The sequence below is a fragment of the Pontivivens marinum genome (assembly GCF_900231835.1).
GTDB lineage: Bacteria > Pseudomonadota > Alphaproteobacteria > Rhodobacterales > Rhodobacteraceae > Pontivivens > Pontivivens marinum.
This window is the reverse complement of sequence record NZ_OCTN01000003.1, coordinates 34,411-57,990: the sequence shown is the minus strand read 5'-3', so window position 1 is coordinate 57,990 and position 23,580 is coordinate 34,411. Positions and strand designations below refer to the sequence as shown.

At 59.3% G+C, this 23,580-nt stretch carries 17 protein-coding genes; 13 read left to right on the top strand and 4 right to left on the bottom strand.

Features of this window, described 5'->3' with window-relative positions:
• Positions 1–6 precede the first annotated feature (6 nt).
• From murG to recN, 10 genes are all read left to right on the top strand, one after another.
• The gene (gene murG / locus CR254_RS09295) at positions 7–1,104 is read left to right on the top strand and encodes an undecaprenyldiphospho-muramoylpentapeptide beta-N-acetylglucosaminyltransferase (protein ID WP_097929592.1); all 1,098 of its coding nucleotides are present in this window, start codon (positions 7–9) and stop codon (positions 1,102–1,104) included.
• Positions 1,101–2,504, top strand: coding sequence for a UDP-N-acetylmuramate--L-alanine ligase (gene murC / locus CR254_RS09290; RefSeq protein WP_097929591.1), 1,404 nt, complete (start codon positions 1,101–1,103; stop codon positions 2,502–2,504). The genes murG and murC overlap by 4 nt, the downstream gene beginning before the upstream one ends.
• Before the next feature lie 10 nt (positions 2,505–2,514).
• Positions 2,515–3,450, top strand: coding sequence for a UDP-N-acetylmuramate dehydrogenase (gene murB / locus CR254_RS09285; protein ID WP_097929590.1), 936 nt, complete (start codon positions 2,515–2,517; stop codon positions 3,448–3,450).
• Positions 3,451–3,494: 44 nt separating this feature from the next.
• On the top strand, positions 3,495–4,424 hold the full coding sequence (locus CR254_RS09280; RefSeq protein WP_097929589.1) for a D-alanine--D-alanine ligase: 930 nt from the start codon (positions 3,495–3,497) through the stop codon (positions 4,422–4,424).
• Entirely contained in the window at positions 4,412–5,278 is an 867-nt protein-coding gene (locus CR254_RS09275) for a cell division protein FtsQ/DivIB (RefSeq protein WP_097929588.1), read from the top strand. The genes CR254_RS09280 and CR254_RS09275 overlap by 13 nt, the downstream gene beginning before the upstream one ends.
• A gap of 29 nt (positions 5,279–5,307) precedes the next feature.
• Entirely contained in the window at positions 5,308–6,615 is a 1,308-nt protein-coding gene (gene ftsA / locus CR254_RS09270; protein WP_097929843.1) for a cell division protein FtsA, read from the top strand.
• 215 nt (positions 6,616–6,830) lie between these two features.
• Entirely contained in the window at positions 6,831–8,366 is a 1,536-nt protein-coding gene (gene ftsZ, locus CR254_RS09265; protein WP_097929587.1) for a cell division protein FtsZ, read from the top strand.
• 231 nt (positions 8,367–8,597) lie between these two features.
• Positions 8,598–9,530 (top strand): UDP-3-O-acyl-N-acetylglucosamine deacetylase, encoded by a 933-nt coding sequence (gene lpxC / locus CR254_RS09260; protein ID WP_245851539.1) that lies wholly within the window; start codon positions 8,598–8,600, stop codon positions 9,528–9,530.
• 101 nt (positions 9,531–9,631) lie between these two features.
• Positions 9,632–10,465: an outer membrane protein assembly factor BamD gene (locus tag CR254_RS09255; protein ID WP_097929585.1), complete on the top strand. Its 834-nt coding sequence runs from the start codon at positions 9,632–9,634 to the stop codon at positions 10,463–10,465.
• A gap of 4 nt (positions 10,466–10,469) precedes the next feature.
• A complete protein-coding gene (recN, locus tag CR254_RS09250; RefSeq protein WP_097929584.1) occupies positions 10,470–12,122 on the top strand; it encodes a DNA repair protein RecN in 1,653 nt (550 codons plus the stop codon).
• Between the two features lie 19 nt (positions 12,123–12,141).
• On the opposite strand, the gene CR254_RS09245 is transcribed toward recN, so the two are convergent.
• The 3 genes from CR254_RS09245 to gghA form a co-directional block, all read right to left on the bottom strand.
• Positions 12,142–12,465 (bottom strand): hypothetical protein, encoded by a 324-nt coding sequence (locus tag CR254_RS09245; protein ID WP_097929583.1) that lies wholly within the window; start codon positions 12,463–12,465, stop codon positions 12,142–12,144.
• Positions 12,462–13,691 carry an LL-diaminopimelate aminotransferase gene (locus CR254_RS09240; RefSeq protein WP_097929582.1) on the bottom strand — a complete coding sequence of 410 codons (1,230 nt, stop codon included), beginning with the start codon at positions 13,689–13,691 and terminating at the stop codon, positions 12,462–12,464. The genes CR254_RS09245 and CR254_RS09240 overlap by 4 nt, the downstream gene beginning before the upstream one ends.
• 139 nt (positions 13,692–13,830) lie before the next feature.
• Positions 13,831–16,179 carry a glucosylglycerol hydrolase gene (gene gghA / locus CR254_RS09235; protein ID WP_097929581.1) on the bottom strand — a complete coding sequence of 783 codons (2,349 nt, stop codon included), beginning with the start codon at positions 16,177–16,179 and terminating at the stop codon, positions 13,831–13,833.
• Between the two features lie 211 nt (positions 16,180–16,390).
• Here gghA and CR254_RS09230 point away from each other — a divergent pair, with 211 nt between their 5' ends.
• Both CR254_RS09230 and glgB read left to right on the top strand, forming a co-directional pair.
• Positions 16,391–18,865 carry a glycogen/starch/alpha-glucan phosphorylase gene (locus tag CR254_RS09230; protein WP_097929580.1) on the top strand — a complete coding sequence of 825 codons (2,475 nt, stop codon included), beginning with the start codon at positions 16,391–16,393 and terminating at the stop codon, positions 18,863–18,865.
• Positions 18,866–18,981: 116 nt separating this feature from the next.
• Complete coding sequence (gene glgB, locus CR254_RS09225) at positions 18,982–21,156, top strand: 1,4-alpha-glucan branching protein GlgB (RefSeq protein ID WP_097929579.1); 2,175 nt, start codon at positions 18,982–18,984, stop codon at positions 21,154–21,156.
• Between the two features lie 52 nt (positions 21,157–21,208).
• On the opposite strand, the gene CR254_RS09220 is transcribed toward glgB, so the two are convergent.
• Positions 21,209–22,063 carry a DUF4394 domain-containing protein gene (locus CR254_RS09220; protein ID WP_097929578.1) on the bottom strand — a complete coding sequence of 285 codons (855 nt, stop codon included), beginning with the start codon at positions 22,061–22,063 and terminating at the stop codon, positions 21,209–21,211.
• A 235-nt stretch (positions 22,064–22,298) separates the two neighbouring features.
• Between CR254_RS09220 and glgC the strand changes: the two genes are divergently transcribed.
• The gene (glgC, locus tag CR254_RS09215) at positions 22,299–23,549 is read left to right on the top strand and encodes a glucose-1-phosphate adenylyltransferase (protein ID WP_097929577.1); all 1,251 of its coding nucleotides are present in this window, start codon (positions 22,299–22,301) and stop codon (positions 23,547–23,549) included.
• The last annotated feature ends 31 nt before the right edge of the window (positions 23,550–23,580 follow it).

Sequence of the window (23,580 nt, the reverse complement as noted above, 5' to 3'; positions counted from 1 at the left end):
CCGGTCATGCAGTCACGCAAGCTGGTAATAGCCGCAGGGGGCACTGGGGGGCATATGTTTCCTGCACAGGCCCTTGCCGAGGAAATGTTGTCGCGGGGATGGCGCGTATCGCTGTCTACGGATGAGCGCGGCGCGCGCTATGCGGGTGCGTTTCCGGCGGCGGTGGACCGCGATGTGGTGCGTTCCGCGACGCCTGCGCGGGGCGGTATTGTGGGTAAGCTGACGGCCCCATTCCTGATCGCGCTGGGCGTTTGGGATACGGTGCGCGCGATGCGCCGCGACAGACCAGCGGTAGTTGCGGGTTTTGGCGGGTATCCGGCCATTCCGGCGATGAGCGCGGCCAAGCTGCTGGGGGTTCCGACCCTGATCCACGAGCAGAACGGCGTTCCGGGGCGGGTGAACCGGTTATTTGCCCCGCGTGTCGATATGGTTGCCTGCTCAGTTCAGCCGACGGTTTTGCCTGATGGTGCCACGTCCGAGCATACCGGAAATCCGGTGCGTGCCAGCGTGGTGGAGGTGGCGGGTGAGCTATACGATCTGGATGATCGCGGGCCGCTAAATGTGCTGGTGATTGGTGGATCACAGGGGGCCGCGATTCTGTCGCGTGTTGTGCCATCCGCTCTGGCCACATTGCCCGATGAATTGCGCGCCCGCCTGATGGTTTCGCATCAGGCGCGGGGCGAGGATGAGGCTACTGTCACGCAGGCCTATGCCGATGCGGGGATCACGGCGGATGTGCGCCCGTTTTTCGACGATGTGCCTGCACGTCTGGTCGCCAGCCATCTGGTGGTTAGCCGTTCTGGCGCGTCCTCGGTCGCGGATATTGCTGTGGTGGGACGCCCGTCAATCCTGATCCCCTATGCCTTGGCCACGGATGATCATCAGGCGGCAAATGCGCGTGGATTGGTTGAGGCGGGGGCCGCGGTGATGATCCGCGAGGACGCGCTTGACAGTGCGGGTCTGTCAGCCGAAATCGCCACTATCTTATCAGATCCGGCACATGGGTCGGCAATGGCTGCGGCGGCGCGGGATGTTTCGCGCCCTGACGCGGTATTGCGGCTGGCCGATCTGGTTGAACGACTTTCCCAAGGAGCCCAGAAATGAGCGAACGCCCCACACGATTGCCGCAGGATATCGGCTCGATCCACTTCGTCGGACTTGGCGGTATTGGCATGTCGGGCATTGCCGAGGTGATGCTGAACCACGGGTACAAGGTGCAGGGATCCGACCTGAAGGACGGCCCGATTCTGGAGCGGTTGCGGGCCAAGGGGGCCACGACCTTTATCGGGCAGTCCGAGGATAACCTCGCCAATGCGGAGGTGGTCGTCATCTCCACCGCCATTAAAAAGGGCAATCCCGAACTGGACGGTGCGCGCAAGCGAGGCCTGCCTATTGTGCGCCGTGCGGAAATGCTGGCCGAGCTGATGCGCCTGAAATCCAACGTGGCGGTGGCCGGTACGCATGGCAAGACGACCACGACCTCGCTGGTTTCTGCGATTCTGGATGCGGGCGGTGTTGATCCGACCGTTATCAATGGCGGGATCATCCACGCCTACGGGTCCAACGCGCGTATGGGCGCCAGCGACTGGATGGTGGTTGAGGCGGATGAGAGCGACGGCACGTTCCTGAAACTGCCCGCGACCATCGGTATCATCACCAATATCGATCCCGAGCATATGGACCATTACGGCAGCTTTGATGCGATCCGTGCGGCCTTTGACAGTTTTGTTTCCAACATTCCGTTCTATGGCGCGGCGGTGATTTGCATCGACCATCCTGAATGTCAGGCGCTAAAGGGCCGTGTGCAGGACAAGCGGGTCATCACCTATGGTTTCAGCCTACAGGCCGATATTTGCGCGGTGAACCTTACTTACGATGGGCCGGTTGCCTGTTTCGACGTGATTGCGCGCCACCGCCATGGTGAGCGTCGGATCGAGGGGCTGCGCCTGCCGATGCCCGGCGATCACAATGTGCAAAACGCGCTGGCCGCGATTGCCGTGGCGCTGGACCTGCGCATTCCTGATGAGGCGATCCGTAAGGGGTTGAGCGGTTTTGGCGGCGTGAACCGGCGCTTTACCCATGTGGCGGAGGTGGGCGGCATCACCATCATCGACGATTACGGCCACCATCCGGTTGAGATTTCTGCCGTGCTAAAGGCAGCGCGCAAATCGACCAAGGGGCGCGTCATCGCGATCCACCAGCCGCACCGCTACAGCCGTGTTGAAAGCCTGTTCGACGATTTCTGCACCTGCTTTAACGATGCGGATGTTGTTGCTATCTCTAGTGTCTATGCGGCGGGTGAGGACCCTATTGCAGGTGCCGATCATGTTTCGCTGGTCGAGGGGATCAAGGCGCATGGCCACCGCGATGTGCGGGTTGTCGATGCGCCCAAGGGCATTCCCGATTTCGTGCGTGAGGTGGCGCAAGCGGGCGATATGGTCGTCTTCCTTGGCGCGGGTACGATCACGCAATGGGCGCATTCCCTGCCGCGCAGCCTGACGTAAGGAATTCGCTATGACCTTGATCGAACGCCTGCCGCAGGTCCGTGGCCGCTATATCGCGGATCGTGACATGTCTGCGATGAGCTGGCTGCGCACGGGTGGTCCTGTGGACGTGCTATACATGCCCGCCGATGTGGATGATCTGGCCGATTTTCTACGCAATCGCCCGCTGGATGTGCCGGTGCTGCCGGTGGGTTTGTGCTCGAACATGATCGTGCGCGATGGCGGTCTGCGCGGTGTGGTGATTCGCATGGGGCGCGGCTTTAATGAAGTGGAGATCGCTGATGGGCAGGTTCGCGCCGGTTGCGCAGCGCCAGACGCGATGGTGGCCAAGCGTGCGGCGCAGCAGGGGATCGACCTGACATTCCTGCGCACGATTCCCGGTGCAATTGGCGGCGGCGTGCGCATGAATGCGGGCTGTTATGGCAGCTATATGGCCGATGTTGTGGTCGCGGTGGATGTGCTGCTGGCCGACGGAACACCGATGACGCTGTCGGCTGAGGAGCTGGGATTCGGCTATCGCTCATCCCAGCTGCCCGATGGTGCGGTGGTGATCTCGGTTGTGATGCAGGGTGCAGCGGGTGATCCGGCGGCGTTGATCGCCAAGATGGACGAACAACTGGCCCGCCGCGCCGAGAGCCAACCTGTTGAGGATCTTAGCTGCGGGTCTACCTTTCGCAATCCTGCCGGGTTTTCCTCCACCGGTCGGGCGGATGATGTGCATGATCTAAAGGCGTGGAAGGTGATCGACGATGCCGGATGCCGGGGCCTGACCCGTGGTGGTGCGATTATGAGCCCCAAGCACCCGAACTTTCTGGTCAATACCGGCACCGCAACCTCGGCTGATTTAGAGGGGCTGGGCGAGGAAGTGCGAAAAAGGGTTTTGGACCACTCGGGCATTACGCTAGAGTGGGAAATCATGCGGATAGGGGAAAACTCCATCGCATAAGGCGACCCCGAAACAATCGGGGCGACCAGATAAACGAGGCGGCTATGTCGAGCAGTGGACAGCCCCGCATTGCGGTCCTTTTGGGCGGACCTTCGGCTGAGCGTGAAGTATCGCTGGTCTCAGGACGTCTGTGCGCGGACGCATTACGGGAAGACGGATCAGAAGTATTCGAGATCGACGCGGGACCGACCCTTGTGGCGGATCTGGAGCGGATCAAACCCGATGTGGTGTATAACGCCCTGCACGGTCGGTGGGGCGAGGATGGCTGCGTTCAGGGCCTGCTGGAATGGCTGCGCATCCCCTATACGCATTCGGGTGTTCTATCCTCAGCCCTTGCCATGGATAAATTACGGACCAAGGCGGCCTATCGCCGTGCCGGACTACCTGTCGTGCCTGATATGCGCGTTAGCAAGGCGGACGCGATGGCCGCGCACCCCATGGACCCGCCCTATGTCATCAAGCCCTATAATGAGGGGTCATCCGTTGGCATCTATATCGTGACCGAGGGGGCAAATGGCCCCGCGCAGATCGATGAGGCGATGCCCGATATGCTGATGGCCGAACAATTCGTGCCGGGGCGTGAGCTGACCGTTTCGGTGCTGGATGCGGGGGAGCCTGCGCGGGCGCTATGCGTGACGGATATTATCAGCAATACCGGTTGGTATGATTACGAGGCGAAATACGGCGATGGCGGTTCACGCCACGTCTTGCCCGCCGAGCTGCCCGCCGAAATCACCGCGCTGTGTCAGGAATATGCCCTGCGCGCGCATGAGATTTTGGGCTGTCGTGGCGTATCACGCACCGATTTCCGTTGGGACGAATCGCGGGGCGCCGAGGGGCTGTTCCTGTTGGAGACGAATACACAGCCGGGAATGACGCCAACCTCGCTAACGCCGGAGCAGGCGGGGCTGGAGGGGATCAGCTTCTCCGAACTGTGTCACATGTTGGTTAAGGATGCCTCATGCGACCGGTAAAACGCGATTATGCGCCATCGCGGTGGCGCTATCGGTTGGCGCGTTGGTGGCTATCGCCCCGCGTGCGCCGCATGGTTACGCGCTGGGTTCCGTTGACGGTTGTGGCCACGGTTGCGGCTATCGTTGCGACTGATCCAGACAATCAGGCCTATGCGGCAAAGCAATATGACGCGATTTGGTCCGCGATTGAGGCCCGCCCCGAATTCGCGGTTACCGGTTTGCGGATTGAGGGGGCTGGCCCTGCATTAAGTGCTCAAATTCGTGAAGTGTTGGACGTGCAAATGCCTGCGAGCTCTGTCTCACTGGATTTGAGTGCGGCGCGGACGCGGATTGAGGGCTTGCCCCCCGTTGCCAGCGCGCAGATCGCGGTGGGTGCGGACCGGCAACTGGTTGTGCGCGTGCGGTCCCGTACTCCGGTGGCCGCATGGCGTCGGATGGACGGATTGTGGCTGCTGGATGTTGAGGGAACGGTTCTGGGCGCGCTGGATTCGCGTGAGGCCCGCGCCGACCTGCCGCTGGTTGTTGGCGCTGGTGCGCAAAACCATGTGCGTGAGGCATTGGCACTGGCCGAGGCATCAGGCCCATTGGCGGAGCGTATTCAGGGTCTGGTCCGTGTGGGTGAACGCCGTTGGGATGTTGTGCTGAGCGATGAGCAGCGGGTGTTGCTGCCTGAAACCGGCGCGGTGGATGCGTTAATGCATGTGCTGGCCTTGCAGTTGGGCGAGGAAGTGCTTGAGCGTGACGTCGCAGTGTTCGATATGCGGAACCGTGCGCGCCCGACGGTTCGACTCGGCACGCATGCTGTTCATGAAATGCGGCGCCTGCGCGCCATGGAAACTGGAGAAGACGCGTGAGCGAGAGCCTGTTCCTGAGCCAGCGTATTATGCGTGACCGTCGTGAAAGCGCGTTGCGTAAGGGACTGGTGGCGATCGTTGATCTGGGCTCGTCCAAGATTACGTGCCTGATCCTGGCCATTGATCCCGCCCTGCTGCGCGCCCCGCGTGCGGATGGTGTGGGGCGTCTGGACGGGCAGGCGGGGCTGAAGGTGATCGGCGCTGCAACAACCCGGTCGCGTGGGATCGAGTTCGGTGAAATCGCCTCGATGGAGGAGGTCGAGCGCGGCGTGCGCACGGTCATCCAATCCGCGCAAAAGGCAGCAGAGGTTCGCGTTGACCACGTGATTGCCTGCTATTCCGGTGGACAGCCCCGTTCCTATGGCCTGTTGGGTGAGGCTGAGGTCGAGCATGGCGAAGTCACGGAATCGGATATCGGTGCGGCGCTGGCTGACGGTGAAATCCCCGATTACGGCGCCGCGCGTGAGGTTATCCACGCGCTGCCGGTGAACTTCACGCTGGATCATCGCACTGGGTTGAAGGACCCGCGCGGGCTGACCGGTTCTCGGTTGAGCGTCGATATGCACATGATGACCGTCAGTCAGGAAAGCATCCTGAACATCGCGCAGGTGATGCGGCGCTGTGATCTGGAGCTGTCGGGGCTGGTGCATTCCAGCTACGCGGCCGGATTGGCAGCGATGATCGAGGATGAGCTGGAGCTGGGCGGTGCGTGCATCGATCTGGGCGGTGGCTCTACCGGTCTGTCGATCTTTATGAAGCGTCAGATGATCTATGCTGATGCGGTGCGGTTGGGGGGCGATCACGTCACCTTGGACATCTGCAAGGGACTGGAAATTTCAGCCCAAACGGCGGAGCGGATCAAGACGGTTCATGGCGGGCTGGTTGCAACCTCACGCGATGATCGCGATTTGATCGAGCTGCCACGCGACAGCAACGACCATTCCCCTGGCCGTCAAATGATCAGCCGGGCGGAGCTGATTGGCGTGATGCGTCCACGGGTTGAGGAGATTCTGGAGGCCGCCCGCGACGGGCTGGACGCCGCCAGTTTCGAGCACATGCCCGGCCGGCGAATCGTTCTGACCGGTGGCGGCAGCCAGATACCGGGCCTAGAGGAAGTCGCCACGCGCATTCTGGGCCGACAGGTCCGAACAGGGCGTCCGCTGCGCATTCCGGGATTGCCGCAGGACCAAACAGCGGCGCAGTTTTCCGCACCTGTTGGCATGGCATTGCATCTGGCAAAGCCGCAGGATGAGTGCTGGGACTTTGAAATGCCCGCAGATCGCGCCGGAAAACAGCGGATTCGCAAGGCTATTCGTTGGTTCCGCGATAACTGGTAATTCTTAACAACTTTGTTCTTGTCGAATCGAATACGAGCGGAGATCCGCTCAAGCTGTGGTGCCTGCTGAATCTTTTCAAAACGTCACCACATTTTTAACCTATTTATCCGTGACCGGTTCGCGGCTTTGCGTTACTCTAACGAATCAGTAGAGTACCCCTGATTAACGAGGGTCTCGCTGTAGGTAGAGCAGAGCAAACACAGGCGGATCACACTATGAGTCTGAATCTTCGGATGCCCGAACAGACCGAGCTGAAGCCGCGCATCCTCGTCTTTGGCGTTGGCGGTGCGGGTGGAAATGCGGTCAATAACATGATCGACAAACAGCTCGAAGGTGCTGAGTTCGTCGTCGCGAATACTGACGCACAGGCGCTGACACAATCCAAATCGCAGCGTCAGGTGCAGCTGGGCGCGCTGGTGACCGAGGGGCTGGGCGCTGGTGCCAAGCCAACCGTCGGTGCCGCCGCAGCCGAGGAAAGCATCGAGGAGATCGTTGATCACCTTGCCGGCTCGCACATGTGCTTCATCACTGCCGGTATGGGCGGTGGCACTGGAACGGGCGGCGCGCCAATCATTGCGCAGGCCGCGCGTGAAATGGGCATCCTGACCGTTGGCGTCGTGACCAAGCCATTCCACTTCGAGGGATCGAAGCGGATGCGTCAGGCGGATGAAGGCATCGCGGAGCTGCAACAGCACGTCGATACGCTGATCATCATTCCGAACCAGAACCTGTTCCGGTTGGCCAACGAGAAAACAACATTTACCGAAGCGTTCATGATGGCAGACGATGTGCTGTATCAGGGCGTGAAGGGCGTGACCGACCTGATGGTGCGCCCCGGCCTGATCAACCTCGACTTTGCGGATGTACGCTCCGTGATGGACGAGATGGGCAAGGCGATGATGGGCACTGGCGAGGCAGAGGGCGAGAACCGCGCTGTCGAGGCCGCCGAGCGCGCAATCGCCAACCCGCTGTTGGACGAGATCAGCCTGAAGGGCGCGCGCGGCGTGCTCATCAACGTCACCGGTGGCACGGATATGACTTTGTTCGAGCTGGACGAGGCCGCAAGCCGCATCCGCAAGGAAGTGGACGACGACGCGAACATCATTGTCGGCTCGACCATGGACCCATCGCTGGACGGTATCCTGCGGGTTTCCGTTGTGGCCACGGGTATCGAGGCAGCAAAGCAGGAAACAACACGTCCTGCCGCAGCATCCCAGCCAACGCCAGCCGTTGCAGCCCCTGCACCTGTTGAGGAGCCAGCACCCCTGCCGCTGGAGGTTGCTGCGCCAACCACCGTTGCGGATTTGGTGCGCGCACGTAACGCCACCACGCCAGAGCCGACACCGGCTCCAGCGCCTGCACCTGCTGCCACGGTTCAGCCAGAAGTATCGGAGCCGGTAGCCAAGGTAGAGGACCCGCTGGTTGGTGAACCTACGCCGGACACGATGCGCCGTCTGCAAGCCGCAGTCGCCAAGCAGCCTAGCCACTCCACCCCGCCGCGCCCAACGGCGCCGGTTGCGGAGGAGCGTAAGCCTGCATTCGGCATCAACTCGCTGATCAACCGCATGACGGGTCATACCGATCCTGCACCGCAGCAGCAGCCAGCAGCAGAGCGCACTGCACCGGCAACCCCTGCCGCAGCGCCAAAGCCACGCGTTGTGCAAAGCGCCCCACGTCCAGCAGATCGTCTGGATGATGAGGAGCGTCAGCGCATTGAAATCCCGGCATTCCTGCGTCGTCAGGCAAACTGACCCCACGTTACGAATGCCTGATTTTAAACGCCCCGCTGAAAGGTGGGGCGTTTTTCGTTTTAAATCAGTTAATTACGCGTTTTGCGTGAATGTGACACAATCCGTCATATTCATTGATTTGCTCAACCGGTGTCTGGCCAGCTATCACACCTACATACCCAACCAATGACGGGTGCATTCCGCACTCGCAATCAGACGACATAGAGCGTCGCAATGGGAATGAGGGCAGTTTTGCAGTCGATTTTTCAGACGACCCTACGTCGGCCAGTTCGCATTCAGGGCATTGGACTTCATTCCGGTGCTGATTCTACGTTGTGCATTCGTCCTGCGCCTGCATTCCACGGCATCTGGTTTCGCCGCAGTGATCTGACAGGTTCGGATACGATGATTCCTGCCAGCTGGGACGCGGTTAGCGACACCATGCTGAACACACGCATTTCCAACGCCTCGGGCGTTACGCTGTCCACGATCGAGCATTTGATGGCCGCGCTACAGGGCACCGGCATTTCCAATGCGTTGATCGAGGTAGACGGCCCCGAAGTGCCAATCATGGATGGCAGCGCTGCGCCATTCGTGCGCCAGATACTTGCCGCTGGTATTGCCGAACAGGCGGAGCATCGCAGCGTCTTGCGTATTTTGAAGCGGGTTGAACTGATTGAGGACGCCGCGCGCGCCTCGTTGGAGCCTGCGGATCAGTTCGAGGTCGATTTCCACATTGATTTCCCAGGCACGGCCATTGGTCGTCAGGCGAAAAGCCTGGCCGTGGTTAACGGTGCCTTTGTCGATCATCTGATGGACAGCCGGACTTTTGTGCGCAGTGGCGACGTCGAGTTGCTGCGCCAAAACGGCTTGGCGCTTGGCGGTTCGCTGGCCAATGCTGTCGTCGTTGATGGTAGCACGGTTCAGAACCCTGAGGGCTTTCGCCATCCGGATGAGGCTGTTCGCCACAAAATGCTGGACGCTGTTGGCGATCTGGCGCTGGCTGGCGCGCCAATCATTGGCAAATATACCGGCATCCGCGCAGGTCACGGCGTGACCAACCGCCTGTTGCGCAAGTTGTTTGCCACGCCGGATGCCTTTCGCTTGGACAGTTGCGGTGTAACAGATGTTGCGGGACTTCCCGGTGTTGCCCGTGACGAAGAGGCGATGCGCCGTATTGCCTGACACTATGATGCAGGCGATGCTTTCCCCTTAGTTTCGATCTATGCTATTGCAGTGGAAATCAGGGCGCGATGCGCTCGCGGGGACAGGTAGGATCATCGACGATGATGCGTGCGAAGACACTGCTCAGTGCATTTTTAGTAACGGCGACGCTTTCATCCTGCGGGATGTTTTCCTCTGAGGAAGTAACGCCGATTGAATCGCGCTCGGCGCAAGAAATATTCGATATGGCGCAGGCCGATCTGAATCGTGGGGCGGAACGTGACGCCGCCCGCACGTTTAGTGAGGTTGAGCGCCTATACCCCTATTCACAATGGGCCAAGCGCGCGCTGATTATGTCGGCCTTTGCCTATTATGAGGCGACAGATTTTGTTGAGGCACGTTCGGCCGCCGAACGCTTCATCAGTTTTTATCCCGCCGATCCCGATGCGGCCTATGCGCAATATCTGATCGCGCAAAGCTGGTATGACCAGATCAACGATATTGGCCGTGATCAGGGCAATACGATTGAGGCGATGCAGGCCCTGCGCGTTCTGATCGAGCGTTATCCCGGTTCGGATTATGCCCGTGAGGCGGAGCTGCAATTCGACCTCGCATTGGACCACCTCGCCGGTAAGGAGATGGAGGTCGGGCGTTATTACCTGAAACGTGGCCAGTTCATCGCCGCAATTGCACGGTTTAAGGCGGTTGTGGATGAGTATCAGACCACATCGCACACACCAGAGGCGCTGCACCGTATCGTCGAATCCTATCTCTCGCTGGGTCTGGAAGATGAGGCACTGAAATCTGCCGCCGTTCTGGGCCACAACTTCCCCGGTTCGGAATGGTATGAGGACAGCTACGCCTTGCTGGAATCCGACGGCGCGCTGAATGCGTCTGATGAGGGCGGCACGTTGAGCCGCATCTATCGTCAGGTGGTTCTGGGCGAGTGGCTGTAATCCCATGCTGCTGAGCCTCGGGGTTCGTGACATTATCCTGATTGACCAGCTGGACCTTGCGTTCCGGCCGGGTCTGAATGTGCTTACGGGTGAAACCGGTGCCGGTAAATCCATTCTGCTGGATGCGCTGGGTTTTGCGCTGGGTCATCGTGGCCGCGCCGATCTGGTGCGCAGCGGTGCGGATCTGGGTGAAGTTGTCGCGGAATTCGATGTGCGCGGGAACAAGGTTGTCGCCAATGTTTTGATCGAGGCAGGTTTGCCAGCGGATGAGGATTCACTGCTGATCCGCCGCACAAACACCCGTGATGGCCGCAAGACCGCGTGGGTCAATGACCGGCGGTGTAGTGGTGAGGTGCTGCGCAGGTTGTCCTCCGCCTTGGTTGAGATTCACGGCCAACATGATGATCGCGGTTTGTTGGACCCCAAGGGGCATCGCGATCTGGTCGATGATTACGCCGATTCTGCGCCACTGCTTGAGGAAACGCGGAACTGCTGGACGACCTTGGCTAAGGCGCAGCGTGCATTGCGCGATGCACGGATCAAGCTGGAGGAGGCGCGTCAGGATGAGGAATTCCTGCGCCATGCCATCATCGAGCTGGACGCGCTGGACCCCCAGCGGGGTGAGGATGCGGAGCTAGACATCACCCGCCGCCAAATGCAGGCCGCCGGTCGTCTGCGTGAGGATATCGCCCGCGCCGATGCTGCCATCGGGCCGCAGGGGGCGGAGGGGCCGCTCAACGACGCCTTGCGTTGGGTTGAGGGGGCCGCCGCCGCGTTGGATGGTCTTGCCGATCCATCCGTTGCCGCGCTGGAGCGTATCTTGGCGGAGCTGTCAGACGCCCAATCGGGTATAGGCGGCCTGTTGGATTCGCTGGATTTTGACCCGCTGGAATTGGAGCGGATCGAGGAACGCCTGTTCGCCATTCGCGGCCTTGCCCGCAAACATGGCGTATTGGCCGATGATCTGGCCCGTTTCGCGCAGGAAATGCGCACGCGCCTTGCTGATATCGACAGTGGTGCGGATCAGATCGCCGATCTGGAGGACGCGCTGAAATCAGCGCAACGCGCCTATGATGCCGCGGCGAGGGCATTGCACACCCACCGCGTTGCGGCGGCACAACGGCTGGATAGGGCCATGGCGGCGGAATTGTCCCCGCTGAAAATGGAGCGCGCCGTATTTGCGACCGAAATCACCGACGGTCCCGCCACGGCGGAGGGGACGGATATTGTGATGTTCACCGTTGCCACCAATCCCGGCGCGCCCTCCGGCCCGATCAATAAGATCGCCAGTGGTGGTGAGCTTTCACGATTCCTGCTGGCGTTAAAGGTGTGTCTGACGACCCGCGCCGACAGCTTGACCATGATCTTTGACGAGATTGACCGTGGTGTTGGTGGTGCGACGGCAGATGCGGTTGGACGCAGGCTTAGCTCCATCGCGGATAAGGCGCAGGTGCTGGTCGTAACGCACTCACCGCAGGTTGCGGCACGGGGTGGGCATCATTGGCGAATTGCTAAATCGGTTACGAATGGCGTCACCACAACGGATGTGACGCCGCTGGACATGGATGATCGGGTGGATGAAATCGCCCGCATGTTATCGGGCGACCGTGTCACGGATGAGGCGCGGGCCGCCGCGCGGACATTGCTCAACGACTAGGGGCTGAACGATTAGGGGCTTACGGCTCCCAGAACCCCCAGCCATCAGGCTCGTAGCCGCGATCCAGAACGATCTTTGTCGCGCGCTCCTCCTGCAACCAGACGCCGTCCAGTGTCAGGGGAACGTTGTCGATGGAGGCGGCGATCATGCCGTCCTCGTGCACCTCAACCTCGTAGCCGAAGGTTTTCAGCGCCTTGGCGCAGGCTTCCGCATCAGCGCCCTCGACGGGCAGGAATTCCAAGTCCAGCGTGACCATCGCGCCCGACGCCAAATCGCCGCTTTCGCGCAATTCGTTCAGCGTAACGGCGGTGACATTCTTTTGGTGTTCGAAATCCCAGCTCATTCATCGGCCCCTTGATATTCAGCGAGGATACGATCCGAATCCTCCATCACCCTGCGGACGTTGCGCGCTGCCTGACGGATGCGCTGCTCGTTTTCCACGAGGCCGAGGCGGATATATCCCTCTCCATACTCACCAAACCCGACGCCGGGGGAAACTGCAACCTCGGCTTCGCGCAGCAGGATCTTGGAAAACTCCATGGAGCCTAGATGGCGGAACTTCTCTGGCACGGGAGCCCATGCGAACATCGTTGCGGGTGGGGACGGGATATCAAGGCCAGCGCGGCCAAAGGATTCCACCAGCGTATCGCGGCGCGACCGGTAGATGCCGCGAATTTCCTCGATGCAATCATCAGGTCCGTTCAGCGCGGCGGCGGCCGCAACCTGAATGGGCGTGAACGCGCCGTAATCCAGATAGGATTTGATCCGCGCCAGCGCGCCGATCAACCGTTCATTGCCTACGGCAAAGCCCATGCGCCAACCGGGCATGGCATAGGTTTTGGACAAGGAAGTGAATTCAACGGCGATATCCTTCGCGCCCTCAATCTGTAGCAGCGAGGGGGGCGGATTGCCGTCAAAATAAATCTCGGAATAGGCCAGATCGGACAACAGCCAAAGGTGGTGCTTTTTCGCGAACTTGACCAGATCACGGTAAAAGTCGAGGTCAGTAACCTGCGCCGTCGGGTTGGACGGGAAGCTGACAACAACGGCAACCGGTTTTGGCACCGAATGGATGACGGCCTGTTCCAACTGGCGCAGATATGCCTCGGGCTCGAACTTACCATCCACCAGCGTCTGAATGTGGCGCAGCGTGCCGCCTGCAATCATAAAGCCGTAAGGGTGGATCGGGTAAGACGGGTTCGGCACCAGCATCACGTCACCGGGTGCGGTGATTGCCATGGCGAGGTTGGCCAAGCCTTCCTTTGAGCCGAGGGTCGCGATGACCTCCGTCTCTGGGTTCAGCTTCACACCAAAGCGGCGTGCGTAATAGCCTGCCTGTGCCTTGCGCAATCCGGGAATGCCCTTGGACGAGGAATAGCGGTGGGTGCGCGGTTTGCGCACCGTTTCAACCAGTTTTTCAACGATATGGCTGGGCGTATCCATGTCCGGATTGCCCATGCCAAAGTCGATGATGTCCATGCCACCTGCACGATACTCTGCTTTGAGCCTGTTCACTTCCGCAAAGACGTAAGGGGGCAGGCGTTTGATGCGGTAGAACTCTTCGGTCATGGCAGGTCCGGTTTTGCAAGGGGTTGCAGCTTTATGTCGATGGCGCAGGGTAAGGGCAACGACAGAATCGTGCTTTTATCCGATTGCTGCCGACTGATCGTGTTGCCTTCGCCCTGTCCGGTGCATGCTGGCCGCGGTATTATAGCTGTCGTGTATAAACCAGCCCCATTGAATCGTGCAGGGATAGTGGTCCGCCGATAAAATCATCGCCAATCGGTGTGGTGCGCAAGGCAACCTGCCAGCCGAACCCCTCTAGCCCCTGAATAGGCATGCGCAAGGGGTCGAATTCCTCGGTCGGGCCGCCCTCCATATGCGCGACCATAAAGACCTGCTCGCCATCCGGCCCATGACGTAGAGAGCTGAACAGAACCGTGCCATTCACCGGACGCTGATAATCGAACCGGTCGCGGTCACCCAGATTGTCGCGTAGCCATGGGCGGGCGCGGCGAAAATCGCGCAGTTGGTGGTTAAATTCGGTTTGCGTCTCACTCAGCAGGCTGTGATGACGGGCGACGTTGCAATATTCGTGCATGTCATCCATCCACGCGCGTGCTATTTCCTTGAGCACCTGGACCGTTAGCGGGCGCGGACCGTCCAGCATGGGATCAACCTCGGCCAGCAGCTTGGCAATCACGTTCAGATCGTAATCCGTCACCTCGACCAAGGCGGGCAGGAATTCCATAAAGCGGGCAAGGCTGTCACGGGTTTCGAACCCCATTGCCTTTAGCCGTGGAAAGCTCTGCGGCAGGCTATAGCTATATTCATCGACCTGCCATTTCAGGCTGATCGCCTCCTCTGCCACAACCTTTACGCCGTATTTATCGTCCTGATTGCGGATAAACCCCCATGAGGCACGGGCAGAGGCGTTCAGGAAATCCATCGGCACACCGGGGAAGGCAGCATAGGTGACCAGTTGGATGGCGGGGTTGTCATATGCCTTGTCCAGAATCTCCATGCGGGTTTGGCCTAGGCGGGTGTTCACGTTCAGCTTGGTATCCACCTGCGTGCCACGGCGCAGCGTATCGTGGTTGGCACAGCCGGAAATCCAGTTGGAGCCGTGGTTCAAAATCTCACGGATGCGCCACCATTTTGACGGCCAGAAGCCATAAAGAAACGGCGTGTTATGGGCAAAGGTCAGCGGCCCCCATTGGAACACGTCCTCGTCCCGCTGCCCGTCGATCACTGCGCGATAGGTGGAGCTAAGCTCCCAATCCTCCTGCGGCCATGGGCGGCCATCCTCAAAGATAAACCACGGGCGGTATTTCGTGCCTGCAACGTCCTGCACAATGTCAGCCATGGATTGCAGGTATTCGTCATCGTGACGCAGGGTTTCCGCCTCGGCGTCCCACCATTTGAAATCCTGCGCGCCGTCAACACGCACGCCATCCGCACCGAAATTCACCTTGCGACGCTGCAATTCCAGCATCAGCGCACGAACCGTCGGGTTTTTGTAGTTCATGTTCTGGCCGTACATATTCGGGCCGGCAAACCAGTTGGAATTCAGAACATCGGTGCCCTGATTGTCCGAGTGGCCAAACACCACGTCGAGGATCAAACGCTTGGGGCGGGGGAAGTTGTGCAGCGCGCAGGCAAAGTCCACCAACTCATCCGGCCGACCGGTTTCCAGCAGACAGGGGTTCACCGTGGCCATGCCTGCGATCACCACATCATAGCCCCAATTGGTGGTGTCGGGGCGGGTCAGATCGACCTGTAGCAGATCGCCGTCTTCCTCCTCCTGCCAAAAACCGGGCCCGGCCTCGTAAACGGTGGTGGGTTCTACGGGCAGCAATTGCACGGCGTCATAGCCGGCGAATAGCCGCTCGGACGGTTCCAGCGGCAGACCGGCGCGAACCTTTTCCGCCAACCGGTTATACAGCGTGGCTAATGACGCAAGCGTTCCACCCGCCGTCGCGGTGGGGACGTGGATTTGCTGGATGTTTACGGGCGGGCCCAGTTTGACCACCTCAGCGGTGTTTTGGGCCTGCCAATATTCGGTATCGGCGCGATCATGTTGCAACGATGCGATGTCGTAAAATTCTGCCGGGGCAAAGGCGCCATAGGGCAGGGACCACGCCATCGGGTCCAAGATCTGATGCCAATCCCCCGCCGTATCCCGCCAGACCAGCCGGTAGAACGTGCCGATTTGGTCGCGTGATCCCGCGGTCAGGCCGTCAACGCAGACAAAGGAATAGGCCTCTGCCCGCTCCATCGGGATGCGTGTGCGTTTGAAACTGGCCTGTTGCCGTGCGCGGGCCAGATCGGGGGGCGTTTGGGGTTCCAGACATTCCAGAAACACATCGCCCGCAGGCACACGCTGCTCCAGCAGCTCGGGCGTCCAGAAAACGAATTCCGCATGGCTGTCGCGCTGATGCGCGCCGACGCGCGGTGCAATCACCTGCTGCACGTCAAAGGCGGGCTGGTAACTGCCCAGCAATCCATCCAGCCAGTCTAGCAGTGCGGCGGTTGAGGTTTCATTGCGTTGTATCATCGCGCGCTCCTGACCCGGTGTTCTGTTGTAGATGTATCGGGGCGTTGGTTTTCGTCAAATATGGGCTTGTAAAAATATATCACACTTCAAACCGGTTTGGGGTGAATCATAGGTACATTTCCCCGATCCTCTTGCAATGCAACATGAAGCAAGCCTATCGTCCATGAACTTTCAGCCCGGCCAGTGCCGCCCCAGATGCGGGAACCCTGACATGACCAATTCGCAGACCACAAACACTTCTACTTTAGGCGGACCGTTGCTGGAACCAACACCTAAATCATCGGACCCTGCACGTCTGGCTGGTGATATCGTTGACCGCCTAACCTATCGTTTGGGCAAGGATGCGACCGTCGCAACGCAGGACGATTGGCTGACAGCTGTTATTCTGGTGGTCCGCGACCGCGTTGTGACCAAGTGGATGGAAAGCACCCGCGATACATATCGGCGCGAGGGGAAGCGGGTCTATTACCTAAGCCTCGAATTCCTGATCGGGCGTCTGATGCGTGATGCCATGACCAATTTGGGTCTGGTCGATGAGATGCAGGAAGCATTGGGCGAGCTGGGCGTTGATCTGGATTTGATCCGCCAGCTGGAACCGGATGCCGCGCTGGGCAATGGTGGCCTTGGCCGTTTGGCCGCGTGTTTTATGGAGAGCATGGCCAGCGTCGATATTCCCGCTTACGGCTATGGTATCCGCTATCAAAACGGCATGTTCCGGCAGGAAATCAGCGATGGCTGGCAGGTTGAGCTGCCCGAAACCTGGCTGGAGCACGGCAACCCGTGGGAGTTCGAGCGGCGTGAGAGCGCATATGATATCGGCTTTGGCGGCAGCATTGAAATAGGCGAGGATGACGCCTGCACGTGGACGCCTTCGGAACGCTTCATCGCTGAGGCATTTGATACCCCCATCGTGGGCTGGCAGGCCAAGCGGGTGAACACCCTGCGCCTGTGGCGCGCCGAACCTGTTGACCCGATCCTGCTGGGCAAATTCAACGCGGGCGACCATATCGGCGCATTGCATGACAGCAACAAGGCCGAGGCGTTGAGCCGCGTTCTGTACCCCGCGGATGAGACGGAGGCAGGGCAGGAACTGCGCCTGCGTCAGGAATATTTCTTCTCCTCCGCATCGCTACAGGACATCCTGCGCCGTCATATGAGCCAGTTTGGCCGCATCACCTCGCTGCCGGACAAGGCGGCGATCCAGTTGAATGACACACACCCTGCGGTCAGCGTTGCGGAGCTGATGCGCCTGTTGATTGACGATTATAACGTCGATTTCGATCTGGCATGGGACATGACGAAGCGTACCTTCGCCTACACCAACCACACCTTGCTGCCCGAGGCATTGGAAAGCTGGCCGATCCCGTTGTTCGAGCGTTTGCTGCCGCGCCACATGCAGCTGATCTATAAGATCAACGCGCGCGTTCTGATGGAGGCCCGCGCAACCGGCACGTTCGAGGATGAGCAAATCTCCGCGATGAGCCTGATTGATGAGAATGGCAGCCGCCGCGTGCGGATGGGCAACCTTGCCTTTGTTGGCGCACACTCGATCAACGGTGTGTCCGGCCTGCATACCGATCTGATGAAACAGACCGTGTTCCGCGATCTGCATCAGCTTTACCCGCTGCGTATTAATAACAAAACCAATGGCGTGACCCCGCGCCGCTGGTTGATGCAGATAAACCCCGATCTGTACGATCTGGCGCGTGAGGTTGCTGGCGATGGCATTATGTCGGACCTTGACGGTCTGCTGGCCCTGAATGATGTGGCCGATGACGCCGGTGTTCAGGAACGCTTTACCGCGATCAAGCACCAGAACAAGGTAGCCCTGTCCAATCTGGTACAGGACCGCATGGGCATCGCCATCGACCCGTCGATGATGTTCGATATTCAGATCAAACGTATCCACGAATATAAGCGCCAATTGCTCAACATTGTTGAGACGGTCGCCCTGTACCACCAGATCCGTTCGCATCCCGAACGTGCATGGGCACCACGGGTCAAAGTGTTCGCGGGTAAGGCGGCAGCCAGCTATCACAATGCCAAGCTGATCATCAAACTGGCCGGCGATGTGGCGAAAATCATCAATGCCGATCCGGCAACACGTGATGTGCTAAAGGTGGCGTTCCTGCCAAACTACAACGTCTCCTTGGCTGAGGTGATGGTTCCTGCTGCTGACCTTAGCGAGCAAATCTCCACCGCGGGGATGGAGGCATCGGGCACCGGCAACATGAAGTTCGGCCTGAACGGCGCGCTAACCATCGGCACCTTGGACGGTGCGAATGTTGAAATGCGCGAACATCTGGGCGCGGAAAACATCGTGATCTTCGGTATGACGGCTGATGAGGTCGCGGCAAAGCGGGCAGGCGGCTATAATCCGGAGGAGGTCATTGCGGGCTCACCTGAGCTGGCACAAGCGCTCAGTGCGATTGAAAACGGTATCTTCTCTCCACAGGACCCATTCCGCTATCGCGATCTGATTGGCGGCATCCGGATGAGCGATTGGTTCATGCTGGCCGCCGACTTCGATTCCTATTCTGCGGCACAGCGTGACGTTGACCGGATCTGGCATGACAAACCACGTTGGGCTGGTATGGCGATCCGCAATACGGCGCGGATGGGGTATTTCAGCTCTGACCGCACAATTCGTCAATATGCGCGCGAAATCTGGAACGTACTGCCATAATCGGGTGGGCAAATCCGCGTCACGGCGCGGGTTTGCACCATTTCATGGTGCACTGTTTTTGATTGCTTAACACAGCGCACTAGGTGACGGTCAGAGCGATCTGAAGGAGTTACCATATGCCAAATACCGAAATTACGGACCGTGATGCGATCGCGGCGCTACTTTCTGGCACTCACTCCGATCCATTTGGCCTGCTGGGAGTTCACCAGACAGCAACCGGATTTATCGTGCGGGCCTTTGTGTCCGCTGCGCAAAACCTGTCCGTTGAAACATTGTCGGGGCAAGATGTCGGTACGCTGACCTGCCGCGATCCGCAGGGCTTTTTCGACGGTGCCGTGACGCTGAAAACGCACCAGCCGGTGCGGCTGATCGCGTCCAATGCCGATGCGCAATGGGTGGTGACAGACCCCTATTCCTTTACCCCCGTTCTGGGCGATATGGATGACTACCTTTATAACGAGGGCTCCCATTCCCGCCTGTTCGACCGCATGGGCGCGCAGGTCGTCATGCATGAGGGGGTGCAGGGCACGAACTTTGCCGTGTGGGCACCAAATGCCCGCCGCGTTTCTGTTGTTGGCGATTTCAACGGCTGGGATGGCCGCAGGCACGCGATGCGGCTGCGGGCCTCCACTGGTGTGTGGGAGATTTTTATCCCCGACATCGCCGCCGGTGTGTCCTATAAATACGAGCTGGTGGACGCAGGTGGAAACCTGTTGCCGCAAAAGGCGGACCCCTTTGCCTTTGCCGCTGAATACCGCCCTGCAACCGCCAGTATTGTGCATAAGCTGGGCAATCATGATTGGCAGGATCAGGGGCATCTGGACCATTGGGCAGGGGTTGATAAACGCCGCACGCCCGTTTCGATCTATGAGGTGCATCCGGGCAGTTGGCAGCGCGCGGATGATGGCAGCTTCCTCAGCTGGGATGCGATGGCGGACCGTCTGATCCCCTATTGCGTTGAAATGGGGTTCACCCATATCGAATTCCTGCCGGTCTCCGAACATCCCTATGACCCGTCATGGGGCTATCAAACCACGGGGCTATATGCGCCCTCGGCCAGATTTGGAGAGCCTGACGGCTTTGCTCGATTTATGGACGGCGCGCATAAATCCGGTCTGGGTGTGATCCTTGATTGGGTGCCCGCGCATTTCCCGACAGACGCGCATGGCTTGGGCAAATTTGACGGCACCGCGCTATATGAACACGCTGACCCACGGCAGGGATTCCATCCCGACTGGAACACGCTGATCTATAATTTCGGGCGCAAGGAGGTGGAGAACTACCTCGTCAACAACGCGCTGTTCTGGGCCGAGAAATATCACATTGACGGCCTGCGCGTGGATGCGGTCGCGTCGATGCTGTACCTTGATTATTCGCGTGAGGAGGGCGAGTGGGTTCCCAATGATGAGGGCGGAAACGTCAATAAGCAGGCTGTCGCCTTTGTCCGCCGCATGAACGAGGCGGTTTACGCCGCGCATCCCAATATCATGACGATAGCTGAGGAAAGCACCGCCTTCCCCGGCGTGTCGCAGCCCACCGATGCGGGGGGGCTGGGCTTTGGTTTCAAATGGAACATGGGCTGGATGCACGACACGCTGGAATACATGTCCAAGGACCCGATTTATCGGAAACATCACCATGGTGAGATGATGTTTACCTTCCACTACGCGATGACCGAGAATTTCGTCCTGCCGCTCAGCCATGATGAGGTTGTGCACGGCAAGGGATCGCTGCTGGCGAAAATGCCCGGGGATGAATGGCAAAAGCACGCGAACTTGCGGGCTTATTACGGGCTGATGTGGGGCTATCCGGGCAAAAAGCTGCTGTTTATGGGGCAGGAATTTGCGCAGGAACAGGAATGGACCGAGGAACGCGGTCTCGACTGGCACCTGATGGATCAGCCCTTAAAGCAGGGGATGCGCGATCTGGTGCGCGACCTGAACAAGGTGTACCGCGATCTGCCCGCTTTGCATGGTCGTGATAACGAACCGGACGGGATCGAGATTGTGCTGGGCGACGATGCCGAAAACTCGGTCTTTGCATGGTTGCGCCATGCGCCGGGGGGCAATCCGGTTCTGGTGGTCTGCAATATGACGCCGAATGTGCATGAGGGATATGGCATCAATCTGCCGGATCGCCTCAGCGGGCATTGGGCCGAGGTGATGAATTCCGACGCGCAAATCTATGGCGGTTCTGGCGTTGGCAATCTGGGCGGGGCGACTGCCGCGGATGGGAAGATCACGCTGACCCTGCCACCACTATCGGCGATGTATTTCGAATATCAGGGCTAGGCCCACAAAAAAGGGGCCCGGTGGGGCCCCTTCTCGCATCGAGAGCTGTATTTTACATGCCCATCGACACGGCGAAGCTGCTCAACCCGCCCATTCCAAGGTCGGCCAACATGGTTGCCGCACCGGTTTCCAGATCAATCGCGTACAGGCCTGCTGTCTCAGCACCCTCTGCCTGTAGGATTGCGTAGGCGTGATCCTCACCCTCGCTGGGCGAGATGATGTCGAAACCGCCCCAATGCGACAGGTTCATCGCAACACCATCAACCGTCACAGCCGCGATGGTTTCCAGCGTACCTGCATTGTTGGCAAGGCTAACCAGCGCCTCGGTATTTGCGTCCAGCGCGTATTGGAACGTGGTTTCAGCCGTCATGCCTGCAATCGCATTGGTATATGCGTTGGCATAGATCATAGGCGTAACGCCTTCGCTGACATCACCCTCGGCATAGGCCAGATTGGTAAAGCGCAGCACCTCGTTCGCACGATCATCATTGTCGCCAAAGCCGATGGGGAAATAGACAAGGTTGTCGCCATCGGTGGACACGGCGCGCACAGCGTCGATTGCGTTGTTGAAGTCAAAGGCGACAGTCGCCTCAGCCGCGATCATCGTATCTTCGCGGAATGTAGCCTCGACATCGGTCAGCTCACCGGTGGCGGTGTTCACGGTAAAGATTTTATCACCGGCAAAGCCGACCAGCTCACTGGTGACAGGGCGCCATGCGATTGCGTCCAGATCCTCGGACAGCTCGAAAGTTTCTACTGCACCGGGGGCTGCGATATCGGCCATGACAACCAGCGTGTTGCCGTCATCAGCCAGGGCGTAACCCATATTGCCGGCGTGGCCAGCGGCGAACATCGGACCAGCAGCCAGAGTAAGGGCGAGTGCGGAAGTGAATGTACGAAGGGGCATAATATTCCTTTCAAGCTTTAAAAGCGTCAGGCGCTTGTGCGCCGTGATGACACCAACAACCACGGCTCAGGGTTGCGTTAAGTTTCAGATTGGTGGAATTTTCTTTCGAAACGGCCGTATCTGACTGTGTAGACATGCAATTTATGGGGTGAGTTTTCCCACCGGTGCACTAGGCTGGAATGTGAAGAGCGGTATCCCTCCATCAGAGGGGGGCTGCACCTAAAGGAGGAAGACAATGCAACGACAAGGACCATTGAGCCGGGACGCTATGGCCTATGTGCTCGCAGGGGGGCGCGGCTCACGCCTCAAGGAGCTGACAGATATTCGGGCCAAGCCTGCCGTCTATTTCGGCGGTAAAACCCGTATCATCGATTTCGCACTGTCCAACGCATTGAATTCAGGCATCCGCAGAATGGGTGTCGCGACACAATACAAGGCGCACTCGCTGATCCGCCATCTGCAACGCGGCTGGGGGTTCCTGCGCACAGAACGGAACGAGAGCTTCGATATCTTGCCCGCCTCGCAGCGCACATCGGATAACTGGTACGAGGGCACAGCCGATGCCGTGTTCCAGAACATCGATATCATCGAGGATTACGCCCCCAAATACATGGTGATCCTGGCCGGTGATCACATCTACAAAATGGACTACGAGATCATGCTGCAACAGCATGTGAATTCCGGCGCTGATGTCACCATCGGCTGTCTGGAGGTGCCACGGTCCGAGGCGTCAGGCTTTGGCGTGATGCATGTGGATGAGACGGACCGGATCACCGATTTCATCGAAAAGCCCGCGGACCCGCCTGCGATCCCGGGTCAGCCGGATATGGCGCTGGCCTCAATGGGGATCTACGTTTTCACGACCGATTTCCTGATGGAGGAGCTGCGCCGCGACGCGGAAACTGTCGGGTCCAATCGTGATTTTGGCGGCGATATCGTGCCCTATATCGTCAAGCATGGCCACGCGCAGGCCCATCGGTTCAGTGAATCCTGTGTGCGGTCCTCGTCCGAAGCGACTTCGTACTGGAAGGATGTGGGAACAATTGACGCCTATTGGCAGGCCAATGTCGACCTGACGACAACGGTGCCGGAGCTGGACCTGTATGACCGCGAATGGCCGATCTGGACCTATGCGGAAACACTGCCCCCTGCGAAATTTGTTCATAACGAGGAGGGGCGGCGCGGCTACGCGGTTCAGTCCCTCGTCGCGGGTGATTGCATCATTTCAGGAACGGAAATGTCGAACTCGCTATGCTTCACCGGCGTGCGGACCAATTCGTTCTCGCGCTTGGATCAGGCGGTTATCCTGCCCGGATGCGAGATTGGCCGCCATGCCAAGCTGAGCAAAGTGGTCCTGGATCGCGGCGTTCGCATTCCCGACGGGATGGTCGTGGGTGAAGATGCCGATCTGGATGCCCGCCGGTTCCGCCGCACGGATAGCGGCATCGTGCTGATCACACAAAAGATGATCAACGCGCTGGGCTAATGACCTGAAAACACCTCCTGCGTGCGGTTTT